The sequence below is a fragment of the Diaphorobacter sp. J5-51 genome (genome assembly GCF_001023515.1).
Lineage (GTDB): Bacteria > Pseudomonadota > Gammaproteobacteria > Burkholderiales > Burkholderiaceae_C > Diaphorobacter > Diaphorobacter nitroreducens.
In genome coordinates this window covers 50,353-66,818 of record NZ_JSYI01000055.1, presented here as the reverse complement: position 1 = coordinate 66,818, position 16,466 = coordinate 50,353, and the positions used below count along the sequence as shown (strand labels likewise).

Below are 16,466 nucleotides of genomic sequence, written 5' to 3'. Positions count from 1 at the left end.
CGTTTGCTACAGGCGCCGCGATACCCCCAGGTATCATTCACGGCCCATGCTTGAGCAACGCATCCAACAGCATTTCATCGACAGCGCCGACCTGAAATACCAGTCGGCCCAGGCGCTCAGCCATCCCATCAGCGCAGCCGTGCAGGCCATCTGGGCTTGTGTGACCAACGGCGCCAAGGTGCTGGCCTGTGGTAGCGGCCCTTCATCCGCGCAGGCCCTGCAGTTCGCGGCCTTTTGCGTGGCCGGTTTCGAGCGCGACCGGCCCGAACTGGCGGCGCTGGCCCTGCTGCCCGATGCCCTGGCCACCGGCACCAGCGCCGTAGCGGACAGCGCCGTGCTGGCGCGCCAGGTGCGCGCCCTGGGGCAGGCAGGAGATCTGCTGCTGGTCATCACCATCGGCGGCAACGAGCCAGCCCTGCTGCAGGCCGTGCAGGCCGCCCATGAGCGGGACATGACCGTGGTCGCCCTGTGTGGCCGCGACGGCGGGGCGTTGGGCGCGCTGCTGCACGAGACCGATGTCCAGATCTGCGTGCCGCACGACCGAGCCGCCCGTGTACGCGAGGTGCATGCGCTGGTGCTGCACTGCCTGTGCGACGGCGTGGACGCCCAGTTACTTGGAGAACAGGAGATTCCTCTATGACATTTCCCCTGCTGCGAATTTCTAGCGCCGCGCTCGCTGCCGCGGCCCTGGCCGGCAGCCTCGCCGGCTGCGCGCCGCTGGTCATCGGCGGCGGTGCCGTGGTCGGCACCCTGATGGCGACCGACCGGCGCACCACCGGCACCCAGGTGGAGGACGAAGGCATCGAGATGCGCACCGCCAGCCGCATCCGTGAGACCCTGGGCGACCGCGTGCACGTGAACGTGACCAGCTACAACCGCCAGGTGCTGCTGACGGGCGAAGTGCCCACGGCCGCCGACGGCCAGAAGGTGGAGCAGATCGCGCAAGGCGTGGACAACGTGCGCTCGGTGGTCAACGACCTGGGCGTGATGCCCGCGTCCTCGCTGACGCAGCGCTCGCGCGACGCCTTCATCTCGACCAAGGTGCGCGCGAGCCTCGTGGACGCCAAGGACCTGTCTGCCAATGCGTTCAAGGTCGTCACCGAGCGCGACGTGGTGTACCTGATGGGCCGTGTCACGCAGCGCGAAGCCAAGCGCTCCGCGGAGATCGCGCGCGGCGTGGATGGCGTACGCAAGGTCGTGCGCGTGTTCGAGGTGATCTCCGAAGAGGAACTGATCCGCGGTGGCGCGGCGCAGCAGCCCGCGCCCGTCTCGCAGGACCCCGCCGCGGCGGCGCAGCCAGTCAAGCCCTGAGCACGGGCTGCTCGCGCCGAACAAGTCGGCACCATCCGCGCCTTGTGACAGGCGATTGAACCACTGCCCGCCCTGCGCGGGCAGTGCGCCTGGGGCCTCAGTCTTTTTTGGGCGCCAGGCGGGTGATCAGGCTGGACGTGTCCCAGCGGTTGCCGCCGGCAAGCTGCACGTCGGCATAGAACTGGTCCACCAGCGCCGTGACCGGCAGACGCGCACCGTTGCGCTTGGCTTCGTCGAGCACCAGCCCCAGGTCCTTGCGCATCCAGTCCACGGCAAAGCCGAAGTCAAAACGGCCCTCCACCATAGTCTTGCCGCGGTTGTCCATCTGCCAGCTCTGGGCAGCGCCCTTGCCGATCACGTCGAGCACCAGCGGCATGTCCAGGCCCGCGTGCTGGCCGAAGGCGATCGCCTCGGACAGACCCTGCACCAGGCCGGCAATGCAGATCTGGTTGACCATCTTGGCCAGTTGGCCGGCGCCGCTGTCGCCAATGCGGGTGAACGCGCGCGAGAAGGCCATCGCCGTGGGGCGTACGGCATCGAAGGCTGCAGCGTCGCCGCCGCACATTACGGTCAGTTGCCCGTTTTGCGCGCCGGCCTGCCCGCCGGAGACCGGCGCGTCGATGAACTGCAGGCCCAGCGTGCGGGCGGCGCCATAGAGTTCGCGCGCCACCGCCGCGGATGCCGTGGTGTGGTCCACGAAGACCGCACCCTGCTGCATGCCGGCGAACGCGCCGTCGGCCCCGAGCACCACGGAGCGCAGGTCGTCGTCATTGCCCACGCAGCAAAACACGATGTCCGCGCCTTGTGCGGCCTCGCGCGGCGTCTTGGCATGTTTTACGGTTGCAACGCCCTTGAATTCAGCGCACCATGCTTCTGATTTCGTAGCGGTACGGTTGTACACCGTCACGGTATGGCCCGCCGATGCCAAGTGCCCCGCCATCGGGTAGCCCATGACGCCCAAGCCCAGGAAGGCCACGCGGCGTGCGGGGACCGGATCGTAGGTGCGGGGATTGATGCTGCTGCTCATGGGTTGGGCTCCGTCAAAAAGAGAGGCCCGCAGGGGCGGGCCGGGTGGGGCGAGTGTGGGGGTATCAGACGATGGCGAAATGCTCGGTGCCCGAGGCCAGGTCCGTCGTCTTGGCACGCTGGCTGCTGAGCTTGATCTGCAGGCGCAGGTCGTTCACCGAGTCGGCGTTGCGCAGGGCATCCTCATAGCTGATCACGTTGGCCTCGAACAGGTCGAACAGTGCCTGGTCGAAGGTCTGCATGCCCAGGTTGCGGCTCTTCTTCATGATTTCCTTGATCTCGGCCACCTCGCCCTTGAAGATGAGGTCGGCGATCAGCGGCGTGTTCAGCATCACCTCGACGGCAGCCGCGCGCCCCTTGCCGTCCTGCTTGGGAATCAGGCGCTGCGAGACCAGTGCCTTGAGGTTCAGCGACAGGTCCATCAACAGCTGGGCGCGCCGCTCCTCGGGGAAGAAGTTGATGATCCGGTCCAGTGCCTGGTTGGCGCTGTTGGCGTGCAGCGTGGCCAGGCACAGGTGGCCGGTTTCGGCAAACGCCACGGCGTGCTCCATGGTCTCGCGGTCGCGGATTTCGCCCATCAGGATCACGTCCGGCGCCTGACGCAGCGTGTTCTTGAGGGCCGCCTCCCAGCTGTCGGTGTCCAGGCCCACCTCGCGCTGCGTGATCACGCAGTTCTTGTGCGGATGCACGAATTCCACCGGGTCTTCCACCGTGATGATGTGGCCGAAGGAGTTCTCGTTGCGCCAGTCCAGCATGGCGGCCAGCGTGGTGGACTTGCCCGAGCCCGTCGCGCCGACCAAAATGCACAGTCCGCGCTTGGTCATGGTGACTTCCTTGAGCACCTGCGGAACGCCCAGGCCGTCGATGGTGGGCAGCGTGAGCGGAATCGTCCGCAGCACCATGCCCACGCGGCCCTGCTGCACGAAGGCGTTCACGCGGAACCGGCCCACGCCCGCGGGCGAGATGGCAAAGTTGCACTCCTTGGTGCGCTCGAAGTCGGCCACCTGCTTGTCGCTCATGATGGCGCGCGCCAGCGTGAGCGTGTGGTTGGGCGTCAGAGGCTGGGGAGAGACCTTGGTGACCTTGCCGTCGACCTTGATCGCCGGCGGAAACTCCGCCGTGATGAAAAGGTCGCTCCCCCCGCGGCTGACCATCAGCTTGAGCAGATCGTTGATGAATTTGCTCGCCTGATCCCGTTCCATCCCATACCCCCTTGGTCGTCAGCCTTGTGTTGTTGTGCCGGGCTGTTCAGCGTTGATTTTCACTCAGACGCGCGCTCACCACGCGCAGGCGCTGCGACAGCTTGCGCGCCAGCAGGGCCACCAGGCTGGCGGCCAGTTGCGGGTCGTGGGCCATCATCTCATCCAGCGCCTCGGCGCTGAGCACCGCGATCTCGCATTCCGTGAGCGTGGTGCACGCCGAAAAACGGATGCCGCTGTCCAGCAGCGACATCTCGCCCAGGATATCGCCGGGCCGCGTCTCGGCCAGGCGCAGTTGCTCTCCCCAGGGCTGGACACGGTCCACGGCGATGGTGCCCGTGAGCAGCACGACCATGAAGTTGCCGTATTCGTCCTGGCGGATCAGGTCGCGGTTGGGCGCAACGGAGGCGAACTCGAAGAAGCGCTCCATGCGTTCCACGGCGTCGTGGTCCAGGTGCGCCATGTACTTGTCCTTGCTCCACAGCGACTGCAGCAGCCTGCCGCCACGGCTTTGGGGCAGGCGCTTGGCATCGACTTCGACGGCGCGCGCCTCCCAGGGGACCAGTTGTGATTGCTCCACGCCCTGGCCGGCAAATGCGGTGGTGAAGAACACCGAGTCGGTGCTCTCCTCGCCGGACTTGCGGTTTTTGGACTTGAGCAGGCCGAGAATGCCTTTCATGATGGGGCTCCGATGCGGGCTCGTGTACCAACGAGCCTGGTAGTGAAAAAGTGTGCGGGCCCGCCTTGGAGGGGGTCAGCCGGGGAAGTTCTCGGGAATCTTGGCCTTGCTGCGCGCCTCGGCCGGGCTGATGATGTTGCGGCGCACCAGGTCGGAGAGGTTCTGGTCCAGCGTCTGCATGCCGACGCTGTTGCTGGTCTGGATGGTGGAGTACATCTGCGCCACCTTGGCCTCGCGGATCAGATTGCGGATGGCGCTCGTGCCCAGCATGATCTCGTGCGCCGCCACGCGGCCCGAGCCGTCCTTGGTCTTGCACAGCGTCTGCGAGATCACCGCCTGCAGCGACTCCGACAACATCGCGCGCACCATTTCCTTTTCTTCAGCGGGGAAGACGTCGATGATCCGGTCGATGGTCTTGGCGGCGCTGGACGTGTGCAGCGTGCCGAACACCAAGTGGCCGGTCTCGGCGGCGGTCATGGCCAGGCGGATGGTTTCCAGGTCGCGCATTTCGCCCACCAGAATGGCGTCCGGGTCCTCGCGCAGCGCTGAGCGCAGGGCCGCGGCGAACGACAGCGTCATCGGCCCCACTTCGCGCTGGTTGACCAGGCACTTCTTGGACTCGTGCACGAACTCGATCGGATCCTCGATGGTGAGGATGTGGCCGTACTCGCTTTCGTTGAGGTAGTTGACCATGGCCGCCAGGGTGGTGGACTTGCCCGAACCTGTGGGGCCCGTCACCAGCACCAGGCCGCGTGGCTTGAGCGCCAGGTCGGCAAAAATGCGCGGCGCGTTGAGCTGCTCCAGCGTCAGGATCTTGCTCGGAATGGTACGGAACACCGCGGCCGCGCCACGGTTCTGGTTGAACGCGTTGACGCGAAAGCGCGCCAGGCCGTCGATCTCGAAGGAAAAGTCCACTTCCAGGAACTCTTCGTAGGTCTTGCGCTGGGCGTCGCTCATGATGTCGTACACCATGGCGTGGACGGTCTTGTGGTCCAGTGCATCGACGTTGATGCGGCGTACGTCCCCGTGGACCCGGATCATGGGCGGCAGGCCGGCGGAAAGGTGCAGGTCGGACGCCTTGTTCTTCACGCTGAAGGCGAGCAATTGGGTGATGTCCACGGATTCCCTCTTATCGTTTGATACGCTTGGGCGAACATTATGACGACGATTGCCAGCAACCTCCAGAATGTGCGGGAGCGCATCGCGCGCGCCTGCGCGGCGGCCGGCAGGCCACCCGATGCCGTGGCGCTGCTGGCGGTTTCCAAGACCTTCGGCCCCGAGGCCGTGCGTGACGCGGCATTGGCGGGCCAGCGGCGGTTTGGCGAAAACTACATTCAGGAAGCCGTGGAAAAGATGGCTCTGGTGGCGGCGCTCGGGCTGCCGCAGCCGCTGGAGTGGCACTGCATCGGCCCGGTGCAGAGCAACAAGACCCGCCTGGTGGCCCAGCACTTCGACTGGGTGCACACGGTGGACCGCCCCAAGACGGCGCAGCGTCTGTCCGACCAACGTCCCGACAACCTGCCCGCGCTGCAGGTCTGTATCCAGGTGAACGTGGATGGTGGCGCCACCAAGGCCGGTGTGCCGGCCGAGGAGGCATTGGCGCTGGCCCAGGCGGTGGCAGCGCTGCCGCGGCTCACGCTGCGCGGCGTCATGAGCATTCCCGACCCGGTGCCCGACGAGGCCGCGCAACTGGCCGTGCTGCTGCGCGTGCGCCAGGTGTTCGACACCCTGCGCGCGCAGGGTGGCCCAGGGTTCGAGGCCGTCGATACCCTGTCGCTGGGCATGACCGGCGACCTGGAGGCCGCGGTGCGCGCCGGCAGCACCATGGTGCGCGTGGGCAGCGGCATCTTCGGTGCGCGCCACTACCCGGCCTGATAAGCTGGCCGTCCTCTAGGGCCTGTTCACACTATTTTTGCCAGATGCGTTGCGATCAAAAAGGGCCAGGCGCAAGGCGCCAAACGAAGCTGGGGTGCTACCCCAGCGAGGCTTGGCAACGCCGCGAATGGCCCTTTTTGATCGCAACCCGGAGGGAACGGAGTGAGAACCGCGCCATTCGTCGTTGCCCTCCTAGCCAAGGCCCCGGCCTTGGCGTCGTCACGCGCCTAGATTGGCGCGGTTTTCACGCCATTCGCACTGGCAAAAATAGTGTGAACAGGCCCTAGTTTTGACGGAGATTCCCTCATGCCCGGTTTGCTGCCCGATGTCGATCCCGATGGCCTGCTCGAATTCTCGGTGGTCTATACCGACCGTGCGCTCAACCACATGTCGCGCCGCTTCGTGGGCGTGATGCAGGACATCCTGTCGACGCTCAAGGAGGTCTACCGCGCGCACACGGCGGTGCTCGTGCCCGGCAGCGGCACCTTCGGCATGGAGGCCGTGGCACGCCAGTTCGCCAACCGCGAGAAGGTGCTCATCGTGCGCAACGGCTGGTTCAGCTACCGCTGGAGCCAGATCTTCGACGCCGGCGGGCTGGGCGGTGGTGCCGCGGTCTGCCAGGCGCGCCGCCAGGGCGATGGTCCACAGGCGCCCTGGGCTCCCTGCCCGGCGAGCGAGGTGGCCGCCGCCATCCGCGCCGAGCGGCCGAAGGTGGTCTTCGCCCCGCATGTGGAGACGGCCAGTGGCATCCTGCTGCCCGACGATTACCTGCGCACCGTGAGCGACGCCGCGCACGAGGTGGGCGCGCTGTTCGTGCTGGACTGCGTGGCCTCCGGCGCGATGTGGGTGGACATGGAAAAGACCGGTGTGGACGTGCTGATCTCCGCGCCGCAAAAGGGCTGGAGCGGCTCGCCCTGCTGCGCCATGGTGATGCTGTCGGCCCGCGCGCGCGAGGCGATCGAGCAGACGCAGAGCTCCAGCTTCTCGTGCGACCTCAAGAAGTGGATGCAGATCGCCGAGGGCTACGAGAAGGGCCAGCACGCCTACCACACCACCATGCCCACCGATGCGCTGGTGCGCCTGCGCGACGTGATGCTGGAAACGCGCGACTACGGCTTTGCCAAGGTGCGCGACGAGCAGATCGCACTCGGCGCCAAGGTGCGCGCGCTGCTGCAGGCGCGGGGCTTTCCCAGCGTGGCGGCTGCGGGCTACGAGGCACCGGGCGTGGTGGTGAGCTACACCACCGACCCCGGCATCCAGAGCGGCAAGAAGTTCGCCGAGGCGGGGCTGCAGACCGCCTCGGGCGTGCCGCTGCAATGCGGCGAGGGTGCGGACTTCCAGACCTTCCGCCTGGGCCTGTTCGGCCTGGAGAAGTGGCACAACGTGGACCGCACGGTGGGCCACCTGGCCGCGGCGCTGGACCAGGTCGCGCCGGCGCGCTGACTGCTGGCCGGCGGCGCAAAAGCGTCCATCTCCTACAACCGCGGGGTGGCGTGGGCCGCGGTGCGCGGCTATGCTTTCCCGCATGCATGCTTCCCCCCTGGAGCCTGGTGCGCAGGCCGCGGCTTCGGCCGAGCCGGCCGCGCTCGCGGGCCGCGCCTCCCAGCTGTCCCGGGCCAAGCGCCAGGCCACCGGCCTGCTGCTGGCAGTGGTCGTCGTCTTTGCGCTGACCTATTTCTTTCCACCCAGTCTGGGCGTGGCCTGCGTGCGCGCCGTGGCGGAGGCCGCCATGGTGGGCGCCCTGGCCGACTGGTTTGCGGTGTCGGCGCTGTTTCGGCGCATCCCGCTGCCGCTGGTGCAGCGCCACACCGACATCATTGCGCGCAACAAGGACCGCATCGGCGGCAACCTGGCGGTGTTCGTACGCGACAAATTCCTGGACGCGCCTTCGCTCGTGACCATGATCCGCCGCCACGATCCGGCCAACATGCTGGCGCAGTGGCTCACGGCACCGGCCAACGCGCGCCTGCTGGGCAGGCAGGTGGCCAGGCTGGCGCTGACCGCGCTGGACACGGTGGAGGACGCGAAGATCCAGGCCTTCCTGAGCCAGGCCGCGCGCACGCTGGTGGGCAAGATCGACCTGTCGCGCTCCATGGCGTCGGCGCTGGGCGCGCTCACCTACCAGGGCCGGCACCAGGCGCTGCTGGACGACCTGCTGGAGCGCCTGGGCGGCATGGTGCGATCCGAGGACACGCGCGCCTTCGTGGCCGACACGCTGCTGCAGTGGATCAAGCGTGAGCATCCGCTCAAGCAGAAGGTGCTGCCTACCGATTGGCTCTCGGGCAAGGGCGCCTCGGCCATCACGCACGCCGTGGACACCCTGCTCAAGGCGGTGGCCGAGGACCCGCAGCACGAGCTGCGCGAGGCGCTGGACGGCGCCGTGCAGCGCCTCATCGCCCGCCTGCAGACCGACCCCGATTGGGCGCGCCGCGGCGACGAGGTGCGCGGCTACCTGCAGAACGACGAGGTGCTGGGCCGCTATGTGCGCGATCTGTGGAGCGACCTGCGCCAGAAGCTGCGCGACGATCTGATGAACGAAGACTCGGCATTGTCCGCGCGCGTGGCCGACATGGGGCAGTGGCTGGGGCTGTCGCTCGCGGGTGATGCGGCGCTGCGCGTGCGCCTGAACGTGCGCCTGGAACTGTGGGCCGCCACCTTTGCGCCCGATGTGGCGCAGTCGGTGGCCGAACACATCCGCGCCACGGTGCAGCGCTGGGACGCGCAGGAGATGGCGCGGCTGGTGGAACTGCACATCGGCAGCGACCTGCAGTACATCCGCATCAACGGCACCGTGGTGGGCGGCTGCATCGGGCTGCTGCTGTTCGCCGTCTCGCACGCGGGCGCGTTGTGGGCGGCGGTGGCCGGGCCGTGAGTGCTATCTAATTAGTAGCTGCTAGCGCTTACTGGATAAGCGCTAAGCCCCGATTTTGCTTAGAACCGAAAATCCAGCGTTTGCGGCGTCCGGCCCACCTGCACGGTGCGGCTGTGGTTCTGGCCGGCGCCCTGTACCTCCACACGGTAGCTGCCCGCAGGCAGTTGCAGCAGGCACACGGGGCCGCCGGCGCGCAGTTGCATCGCGTCGCCCCCGCCTTGCGGGGTGATGCGCACGTCGACGTTGGCCTCGTAGGCGCCATCGGCACGCGCGAACAGCAGCGACAGGGGGTAGTCCTTCATGGCTGCGCGCATGGCGGTGGATTCGTCCGTGCCGATGCCGCCGCACTGGTAGTGCAGCGCGCCGGCCGTCTGCACGGGCGGCAGCACGGCCGGGCGGGGCGCGCTGTCGGCCTGCGCCTGCACGGCGCTGGCGCCGCTGGCCAGCAGGGCACACAGACCCAGCGGCGCCAGACGGCGCGGAAGTCGAAACGGGAACGGGGACAACACGGGCATGGCGCACCTCCTTGTCAGGGGTAAAAGCGCCATGCTGGCACCTGGTTGCGCGCCGCGCTGTCAGCCCAGGGCGCGAGCGCACGTGGTGGCCGTCAGAAGCGCGGCAGGTTGGCGTGGCTCATCTTGCCGTTGCGCACCAGCATCTTGCCGTACTCGGCGCAGCGGTTCAGCGTCGGGATCACCTTGCCGGGGTTGAGCAGGCCCTGCGGGTCGAACGCCTCCTTGAGCGCGAACATCTGCGCGTTCTCCTCCACGGTGAACTGCGCGCACATGGAGTTGAGCTTTTCCACCCCCACGCCGTGCTCGCCCGTCACGGTGCCGCCCATGGCCACGCTGGTTTCCAGAATGTCGGCGCCGAACAGCTCGCAGCGGTGCAGCTGGTCGGGGTCGTTGGCATCGAACAGGATCAGCGGGTGCAGGTTGCCGTCGCCCGCGTGGAATACGTTGCAGCAGCGCAGCTGGTATTTCTTCTCCATCTCCTGGATGGCGAGCAGGATGTCCGCCAGGCGCTTGCGCGGGATGGTGGAGTCCATGCACATGTAGTCGGGACTGATGCGGCCGCTGGCGGGGAAGGCGTTCTTGCGCCCGCTCCAAAAGCGCATGCGCTCTTCCTCGCTGGTGCTGACCGAGATGGCCGTGGCGCCCGAGCCGCGCAGCACCTCGCTCATGCGCGCGATCTCTTCCTCCACTTCCTCGGGCGTGCCGTCGGACTCGCACAGCAGGATGGCCTCGGCCGTCAGGTCGTAGCCGGCCTTGACGAAGTCCTCCACGGCGGCGGTCATGGGCTTGTCCATCATCTCCAGCCCGGCGGGGATGATGCCGGCGGCGATCACCGCGGCCACGGCGTCACCGGCTTTGCGCACGTCGTCAAAGCTGGCCATGATGCAGCGCGCCAACTGCGGCTTGGGCACCAGCTTGACGGTGACCTCCAATGCCACGGCCAGCATGCCCTCGCTGCCGATCACGGCGGCCAGCAGGTCGTAGCCGGGCGCGTCCAGCGCCTCGGCTCCGAAGGTGATGGGCTCGCCCTCCATGGTGTAGCCGCGCACGCGCAGCACGTTGTGCACCGTCAGGCCGTACTTCAGGCAGTGCACGCCGCCGGAGTTCTCGGCCACGTTGCCGCCGATGGTGCAGGCGATCTGGCTGCTGGGGTCAGGGGCGTAATACAGGTTGTAGGGCGCGGCGGCCTCGCTGATGGCCAGGTTGCGCACGCCGCACTGCACGCGCGCCGTGCGGGCGACCGGGTCCAGGTCCAGGATGCGGTTGAACTTGGCCAGCGACAGCGTCACGCCCATGGCATGCGGCATGGCGCCGCCCGACAGGCCCGTGCCCGCGCCGCGCGCCACCACGGGCACGCCCAGGCGGTGGCAGGTCTTCAGCACGGCCTGCACTTCGCCTTCCGTCTCGGGCAGGCACACGACCAGCGGGCGCTGGCGGTAGGCCGTGAGGCCGTCGCATTCGTAAGGCGTGGTGTCCTCGGGCTGCCAGAGCAGCGCATGCTGTGGCACGCAGGCCGACAGGGCCTGCACGACCTCGGCCTGGCGCTGGGCGCGTTCGGTGGATGTGGGGCTGGGCATGGCGTGACTGTAGGCCATGGCGTGCGCGCGCGGCGTGAGTTTTCTTGCAGGCGGGCGTGAGCCGTGTTGCGCCAATTGCTGCGTTATTAATAGCTACTGGCGCTTGATGGATAAGCGCTAGAGCCTGATTTGGCTTATGGAAATTGGCTTGCGCACGGCCGCGCCGCTTGCGGGGTTACCCCAGCGTGCGGCGCAGCCAGTCCGCGAAGGCCGCGCATTCCCAGCGGTCCATGGTGCCGGTGCGCCAGCACAGGTAGTGCGCGTAGGGGCTGGGGGCGTCGGTGTCGAACAGGCGTACCAGTGTGCCCTGGTCCAGCCAGGGCGCGGCGAGCTTGAGCCGTACCGGGGCCACGCCCATGCCCGCCGCGGCGGCGTCGCACATCAGGCCCACGTCGTTGAATTGCGAGCCTTCGTTGGGTTCGGCCCAGGCCAGGCCCACGGCTGCGAACCAGCTGCGCCAGGGCTCCAGCGGGCTGCGCAGCAGGGGCAGGCCTTCCAGGTCCTCGGGGCGCTCGAAGGGGCCATGCTCGCGCACGAAGCCGGGCGAGGCCAGGGGCGTGAGCACGTCCCGTGCGATCTCCACATGCTCCATGTCGGCGTAGTGGCCGGGGCCGTAGCGCACGACGAGGTCCGCGTCCTCCGCCACCACGTCCAGCAGCGGGATGGAGACCTGCAGGGCCAGGTCGATCTCGGGGTAGGTCTCGGTGAACTGGCGCAGCCGCGGGATGAGCAAGGCGCGCGCGAAGGTGGGAGTGACCGCGATCTTCAGCCGGCGCTTGCCCGGCGCCACTGCCGTGCCTGGGAAGCGCTGCAGCGCGGTGAGCCCCTCGCGCACATGGGCCAGATAGGCGCTGCCGTCGGTGGTCAGGGAAAAGTCGGCCCGCCCGAACAGCCGCGTGCCCAGGATCTGCTCCAGCTGCTTGACGCGGTGGCTTACGGCGCTGGGGGTGACGCACAGCTCATCGGCCGTCTGCGTCACGCTGCGCAGGCGCGCCAGCGCCTCGAAGGTCAGCAGGCACTGGATGGGCGGGATGCGCCGCAGGCTGGCGGCGTCCAGGGCCGCCTTGGCCGCGATGGAAAGGGATTGCGTGGCCATGGCGGCGTGTGGGGCAAGGCGGGTTCAGCGGAAGACGACGGTCTTGTGGCCGTTGAGCAGCACGCGGTGCTCGCTGTGCCACTTCACGGCGCGCGCCAACACCTGGCTTTCGGTGTCCCGCCCGCGGGCGGTGAGATCTTCCACGGTATCCGTGTGATCCGCTCTTGTAACATCTTGTTCGATAATCGGCCCCTCGTCGAGGTCGGCCGTCACGTAGTGGGCGGTAGCGCCAATCAGCTTCACGCCGCGGTCATGCGCCTGGTAATAGGGCTTGGCACCCTTGAAGCTGGGCAGGAAACTGTGGTGGATGTTGATCGCGCGGCCCGACAGCTTGGTGCACAGGTCGTTGGACAGCACTTGCATGTAGCGCGCCAGCACCACCAGTTCGGCCCCCTCGGCCTGGATGATCTCGTACTGCTTGGCCTCGGCCTGCGCCTTGGTGGCGGCGGTGACGGGGATGTGGTGGAAAGGGATGTTGTAGCTGGCCGCGAGTTGGTAGAAGTCGCGGTGGTTGCTGATGATGGCGCGGATGTCGATGGGCAGCAAACCGCTCTTGTAGCGAAACAGCAGGTCGTTGAGGCAGTGGCCTTCCTTGCTGACCATCAGCACGGTCTTCATGGCCGCGCTGGTGGCATGCAGGCTCCAGCGCATGCTGTGCTCTTCGGCAAAGGTGGCCAGTTCGGCCTTGAGGGTGGCTTCGTCGGTGGACTCGCATGCGAATTGCACGCGCATGAAGAAAAGGCCGGTGCCCTGGTCGTTGTACTGAGCGGCTTCCTCGATGTTGCCGCCGTGGTCCAGCAGGAAGCCGGAGACGGCGTGCACCAGCCCGAGCCGGTCGGGGCAGGACAGTGTCAGGATGTAGGAATGGGTCATATGCTGCGATTGTCGCAGCACGCGAGGCCCCTTCAGGAGTGTGGATTGCTGAGTAAAGGCGCGGGCCGCAGGCCCTCGTGGAGGCCCCTGCAGGGCCGCTGGATGTTGGCGCTGGCCGTTGGTGCCATGGGTGCGGCCTGGGCCTGGGCGGGCGGCCGCCTTGCAGTACCTGCCCCTGGAGCCGCAGGCGCTGCAGTCCCTGCTGCAGTACAAGAGCGGGCTGGACGCCGTGCTGGCGGGTGCTCTGCTGGGCTGGCTCCTGCTGCGCTGGCGCCGGGGCGGGAGCCGGCGCACCCTGGCGCGCCGGGTGGAGCAGGTGCTGCGCCACGCGCCCGCCGGCATGGCGCGGCTGAGCATGGACGGCCGCCTGGTGTGGGCCAATGAACGCCTGCGTGAATGGCTGGGCGTGGCGCCGCACGAGCCGCTGCCGCAGGTCGACTTCCGAACGCTGGTGCGCCCGCACGACAGCGATTGGGCGCAGCGGCAACTGCAGCGGCTGCGCGCCGGCGAGATCGACCATTACCAGGGCGAGCGCTGGTGCCGCAACCAGCGCGATGGATCGCAGCTGCCCGTGCTGTGCACCGTGAGCCATGTGCTGGCCCTGGAGAGCGAGCCCGACCACCTGGTGTGCGTACTGCAGTCCCTGCGCGAAGTGCATGCCGCGCGCGACGCGCAGGCGCTCAGCGAACAGCGCTGGCGCTTGGCGGCCACGGTGGTGGACAACACCATCGAAGGCGTGGTGGTCACCGATGCCGACGGCCGCATCCTCTCGGTCAACCCGGCCGTCACGCGGCTCATGGGCTATACCGAGGAAGAGTTGCTGGGCCAGAACCCGCGCGTGTTCAAGTCGGGGCGGCACGGTCCGGCGTTCTACGAGGCCATGTGGGACACCATGCGCCAGACGGGCCACTGGCAGGGGGAGATCTGGAACCGGCGCAAGAACGGCGAGGTGTTCCCGGAGCGCATGTCGCTCTCGGCCGTGCGCGGCGCGGACGGCGCGGTGACGCACTACGTGTGCATGTTCACCGACATCTCCGAGGAAAAGGCCCAGCACCAGCGCCTGGAGTTTCTGGCGCACTGCGACCCGCTGACCGGCCTGCCCAACCGCGCCTGGTTTGGCGAGCAGCTCGACAGCGCCGTGCGCCAGGCACAGGACAGCGGCGAGCAGATGGCCCTGCTGCTCCTGAACCTGGACCGCTTCAAGGACGTGAACGACAGCTACGGCCACGCCGTGGGCGACGAGGTGCTCAGGCACATCACCCGCCAGGTCGAGCAGAACCTGCGCCCGGGCGATCTGCTGGGGCGGCTGGCCGGCGACGAGATCGCCGTGCTGGCCCGCCACCTGCGCCATGCGGACGGCGCGGCAGCCGTGGCGCGGCACCTGATCGCCGCGGCCAGCACGCCCTGGTGCACGCCCGATGGCATCGAGGTGGTGGTGGGCGTGAGCGTGGGCATCTGCATGTTCCCCGCGCATGCGCGGACCACCGAGGCGCTGCTGCAGGGCGCGCATTCCTCGGTGTACGGCGCCAAGGCCCGCGGGCGCGGCGCGTATTGCTTCTTTGACGAATCGCTGATCCAGGCCGCGCGCGAGCGCCTGGAGATCGAGGCGCGGCTGCGCGTGGCCCTGGCGCAGGGGCACCTGCGGCTGTACTACCAGCCGCAGGTATGCATCGCCACCGGCCGGATCATGGGGGCCGAGGCGCTGGTGCGCTGGCTGGACCCGCAGGAGGGCATGATCTCGCCCGCGCGCTTCATCCCCGTGGCCGAGACCTCGGGCGTGATCGGCCCGCTGGGCCAGTGGGTGATGCGCGCCGCCTGCGAGCAGGGCCAACGCTGGCGCGCCGACGGCCTGCCGGAGATCCGCCTGGCCATCAACCTCTCGCCGCGCCAGTTCCAGTTGACCGACGTGGCCGCCTGCGCCGCCGAGGCGCTCAAGGCCAGCGGCTTCCCGGCCCGCTGCCTGGAGCTGGAACTGACCGAGTCGGTGCTGGCCGAGCGGCCCGACGAGATCCGCGCCGTGCTGCAGCGGCTGCAGCAGCTGGGCGTGCGCATGGCGGTGGACGACTTCGGCACCGGCTATTCGTCCCTGGCGCACCTCAAGCGCTTTCCCATCGACGTGCTCAAGATCGACCAGGGCTTCATCCGCGACATTCCCCGCAGCGCCGACGACATGGCCATCAGCGCCGCCATCGTTGCCATGGGGCACAGCCTGGGGCTGTCGGTGCTGGCCGAGGGGGTGGAGACGCCGCAGCAGCTGGCGTTCCTGCGCGAGCGCGGCTGCGACGCCTACCAGGGCTACCTGTGCAGCCGCCCCCTGCCGGCGGAGGAGTTCGCCCGGCTGCTGCAGGCGCACAACGGCATGGCGGGCTGAGCGAGCGCGGGCTGGGGCCGGCGTCCGCTACGGCGCGGGCGGCGGGCCGGGCCAGCGCTCGCGCAGCTCCGCACACGGGTCGTGGGGCGTCAGCGCCGGCGTGCGGTGGATGTAATCCGCTTCACTTTCAATAGCTGGTCGCGCTTGTCCCGCTTGGGCTATTGCCACTTTTGACGTGAAATCACTCGGCAGCCACGTGGGCACGCCCAGGCTGCGCTGCACGTGGCCGAAGCCCGCCACCAGCAATACCGTGCGGCCGGGGCGGTGGGCGGCCTGCACGGCGCGCGCCATGCGGGCGTCCCGCGCCAACTGGATGCGCACCATGGGCATCAGCCGCTGCGCCGGCACCAGGCCGCAGTGGCCCTCCTCGATCGCGGTGCGCTGGCGCGCCAGCGCGGCGGGAGGCAAGTGCGTGTCCAGCGCGGTGTCGCGCATGGCTTGCGGCATCTGGCTGCGCGGCAGGTTACCGCCGCGCACCGGCACGCCCGCGGCCACGGCAGCCATCACCACCGGCGCATAGCGGTCCCAGGGCCAGGCCTGTTCATCCCATTGCAGCGCGGCGCGCACCTGGGCAGCGTCCGCGTCCGGCGGTAGGCCGTCGGTGCCCGCGCCTTCGGGCGCCATCTCCAACACCAGGGCCGCAAGGCGCTGGCGCGCGGCGAGCCACTGGACCGTGTGCCGCTGCCACTGCTGGTGGGCGGCGGCGTCATGCTGCTCGCCCAGCAGCAGGGCGTCCACGGGCGGCCAGCGCTCCAGTTGGGAATCCCAGGCCGTTTCGGCCCCAGAGGTGGGCTGTGGCTGCTCGGGGGGTGTCGTGCAGCCTGCGATCCAGACCAGTGCCAAAGCGGTGAGCAAGAGACGAACCAGCGGCGAGAAAATCATGGGCCAATGGTAGGGCGTGGTTGCCTTGCAACCGGGCGTAAATGCGACTTGCATGCCGATCATGCGGGTGCGTAATTGCGCGGGGCCGCTTCCCAGGCGGCTGGCGTGCTACAGGAAACGGAGAGCGCGGCGGACAACAGGGGCGCCTTTGTGTGGTGCCCCCCGCAGGGTCTTGACGCAGGTTCGCGGC

General features: G+C 68.5%; 15 protein-coding genes. 6 read left to right on the top strand and 9 right to left on the bottom strand.

Annotated features, from left to right (window positions below; genetic code table 11):
- Nucleotides 1-46: 46 nt before the first annotated feature.
- Nucleotides 47-640, top strand: a complete 594-nt coding sequence (locus tag OX89_RS08360) for an SIS domain-containing protein (RefSeq protein ID WP_011803876.1) — start codon at nucleotides 47-49, stop codon at nucleotides 638-640.
- A complete protein-coding gene (locus OX89_RS08355; RefSeq protein WP_012655453.1) occupies nucleotides 637-1,311 on the top strand; it encodes a BON domain-containing protein in 675 nt (224 codons plus the stop codon). The genes OX89_RS08360 and OX89_RS08355 overlap by 4 nt, the downstream gene beginning before the upstream one ends.
- A gap of 97 nt (nucleotides 1,312-1,408) precedes the next feature.
- Here the strand turns inward: OX89_RS08355 and OX89_RS08350 are convergent, their stop codons facing one another.
- The 4 genes from OX89_RS08350 to OX89_RS08335 all read right to left on the bottom strand — a co-directional run bounded on the left by OX89_RS08350 (nucleotide 1,409) and on the right by OX89_RS08335 (nucleotide 5,334).
- Nucleotides 1,409-2,338 (bottom strand): NAD(P)-dependent oxidoreductase, encoded by a 930-nt coding sequence (locus OX89_RS08350; protein ID WP_011803878.1) that lies wholly within the window; start codon nucleotides 2,336-2,338, stop codon nucleotides 1,409-1,411.
- 64 nt (nucleotides 2,339-2,402) lie between these two features.
- Nucleotides 2,403-3,539: a PilT/PilU family type 4a pilus ATPase gene (locus OX89_RS08345; protein ID WP_011803879.1), complete on the bottom strand. Its 1,137-nt coding sequence runs from the start codon at nucleotides 3,537-3,539 to the stop codon at nucleotides 2,403-2,405.
- Nucleotides 3,540-3,585: 46 nt separating this feature from the next.
- Complete coding sequence (locus OX89_RS08340; protein ID WP_047350275.1) at nucleotides 3,586-4,215, bottom strand: Crp/Fnr family transcriptional regulator; 630 nt, start codon at nucleotides 4,213-4,215, stop codon at nucleotides 3,586-3,588.
- Nucleotides 4,216-4,290: 75 nt separating this feature from the next.
- Entirely contained in the window at nucleotides 4,291-5,334 is a 1,044-nt protein-coding gene (locus OX89_RS08335; RefSeq protein WP_047350274.1) for a type IV pilus twitching motility protein PilT, read from the bottom strand.
- Between the two features lie 39 nt (nucleotides 5,335-5,373).
- Between OX89_RS08335 and OX89_RS08330 the strand changes: the two genes are divergently transcribed.
- The 3 genes from OX89_RS08330 to OX89_RS08320 all read left to right on the top strand — a co-directional run bounded on the left by OX89_RS08330 (nucleotide 5,374) and on the right by OX89_RS08320 (nucleotide 8,962).
- Complete coding sequence (locus tag OX89_RS08330; protein ID WP_047350273.1) at nucleotides 5,374-6,090, top strand: YggS family pyridoxal phosphate-dependent enzyme; 717 nt, start codon at nucleotides 5,374-5,376, stop codon at nucleotides 6,088-6,090.
- A gap of 306 nt (nucleotides 6,091-6,396) precedes the next feature.
- Entirely contained in the window at nucleotides 6,397-7,533 is a 1,137-nt protein-coding gene (locus OX89_RS08325) for an aminotransferase class V-fold PLP-dependent enzyme (RefSeq protein ID WP_047350272.1), read from the top strand.
- An 82-nt stretch (nucleotides 7,534-7,615) separates the two neighbouring features.
- Entirely contained in the window at nucleotides 7,616-8,962 is a 1,347-nt protein-coding gene (locus OX89_RS08320) for a DUF445 domain-containing protein (protein WP_170163335.1), read from the top strand.
- 59 nt (nucleotides 8,963-9,021) lie between these two features.
- Here OX89_RS08320 and OX89_RS08315 read toward each other — a convergent pair whose 3' ends face one another.
- From OX89_RS08315 to purU, 4 genes are all read right to left on the bottom strand, one after another.
- The gene (locus OX89_RS08315) at nucleotides 9,022-9,477 is read right to left on the bottom strand and encodes a hypothetical protein (RefSeq protein ID WP_047350271.1); all 456 of its coding nucleotides are present in this window, start codon (nucleotides 9,475-9,477) and stop codon (nucleotides 9,022-9,024) included.
- 92 nt (nucleotides 9,478-9,569) lie between these two features.
- The gene (locus tag OX89_RS08310) at nucleotides 9,570-11,054 is read right to left on the bottom strand and encodes an FAD-linked oxidase C-terminal domain-containing protein (RefSeq protein ID WP_234305534.1); all 1,485 of its coding nucleotides are present in this window, start codon (nucleotides 11,052-11,054) and stop codon (nucleotides 9,570-9,572) included.
- A gap of 175 nt (nucleotides 11,055-11,229) precedes the next feature.
- Entirely contained in the window at nucleotides 11,230-12,150 is a 921-nt protein-coding gene (locus tag OX89_RS08305) for a LysR substrate-binding domain-containing protein (RefSeq protein WP_012655462.1), read from the bottom strand.
- Between the two features lie 24 nt (nucleotides 12,151-12,174).
- Nucleotides 12,175-13,023: a formyltetrahydrofolate deformylase gene (gene purU, locus OX89_RS08300; protein ID WP_011803889.1), complete on the bottom strand. Its 849-nt coding sequence runs from the start codon at nucleotides 13,021-13,023 to the stop codon at nucleotides 12,175-12,177.
- Nucleotides 13,024-13,213: 190 nt separating this feature from the next.
- Between purU and OX89_RS08295 the strand changes: the two genes are divergently transcribed.
- Nucleotides 13,214-15,394 carry a putative bifunctional diguanylate cyclase/phosphodiesterase gene (locus OX89_RS08295; protein WP_369799267.1) on the top strand — a complete coding sequence of 727 codons (2,181 nt, stop codon included), beginning with the start codon at nucleotides 13,214-13,216 and terminating at the stop codon, nucleotides 15,392-15,394.
- A 27-nt stretch (nucleotides 15,395-15,421) separates the two neighbouring features.
- Here OX89_RS08295 and OX89_RS08290 read toward each other — a convergent pair whose 3' ends face one another.
- Entirely contained in the window at nucleotides 15,422-16,276 is an 855-nt protein-coding gene (locus OX89_RS08290) for a ChaN family lipoprotein (RefSeq protein WP_047350292.1), read from the bottom strand.
- Nucleotides 16,277-16,466: the final 190 nt, after the last annotated feature.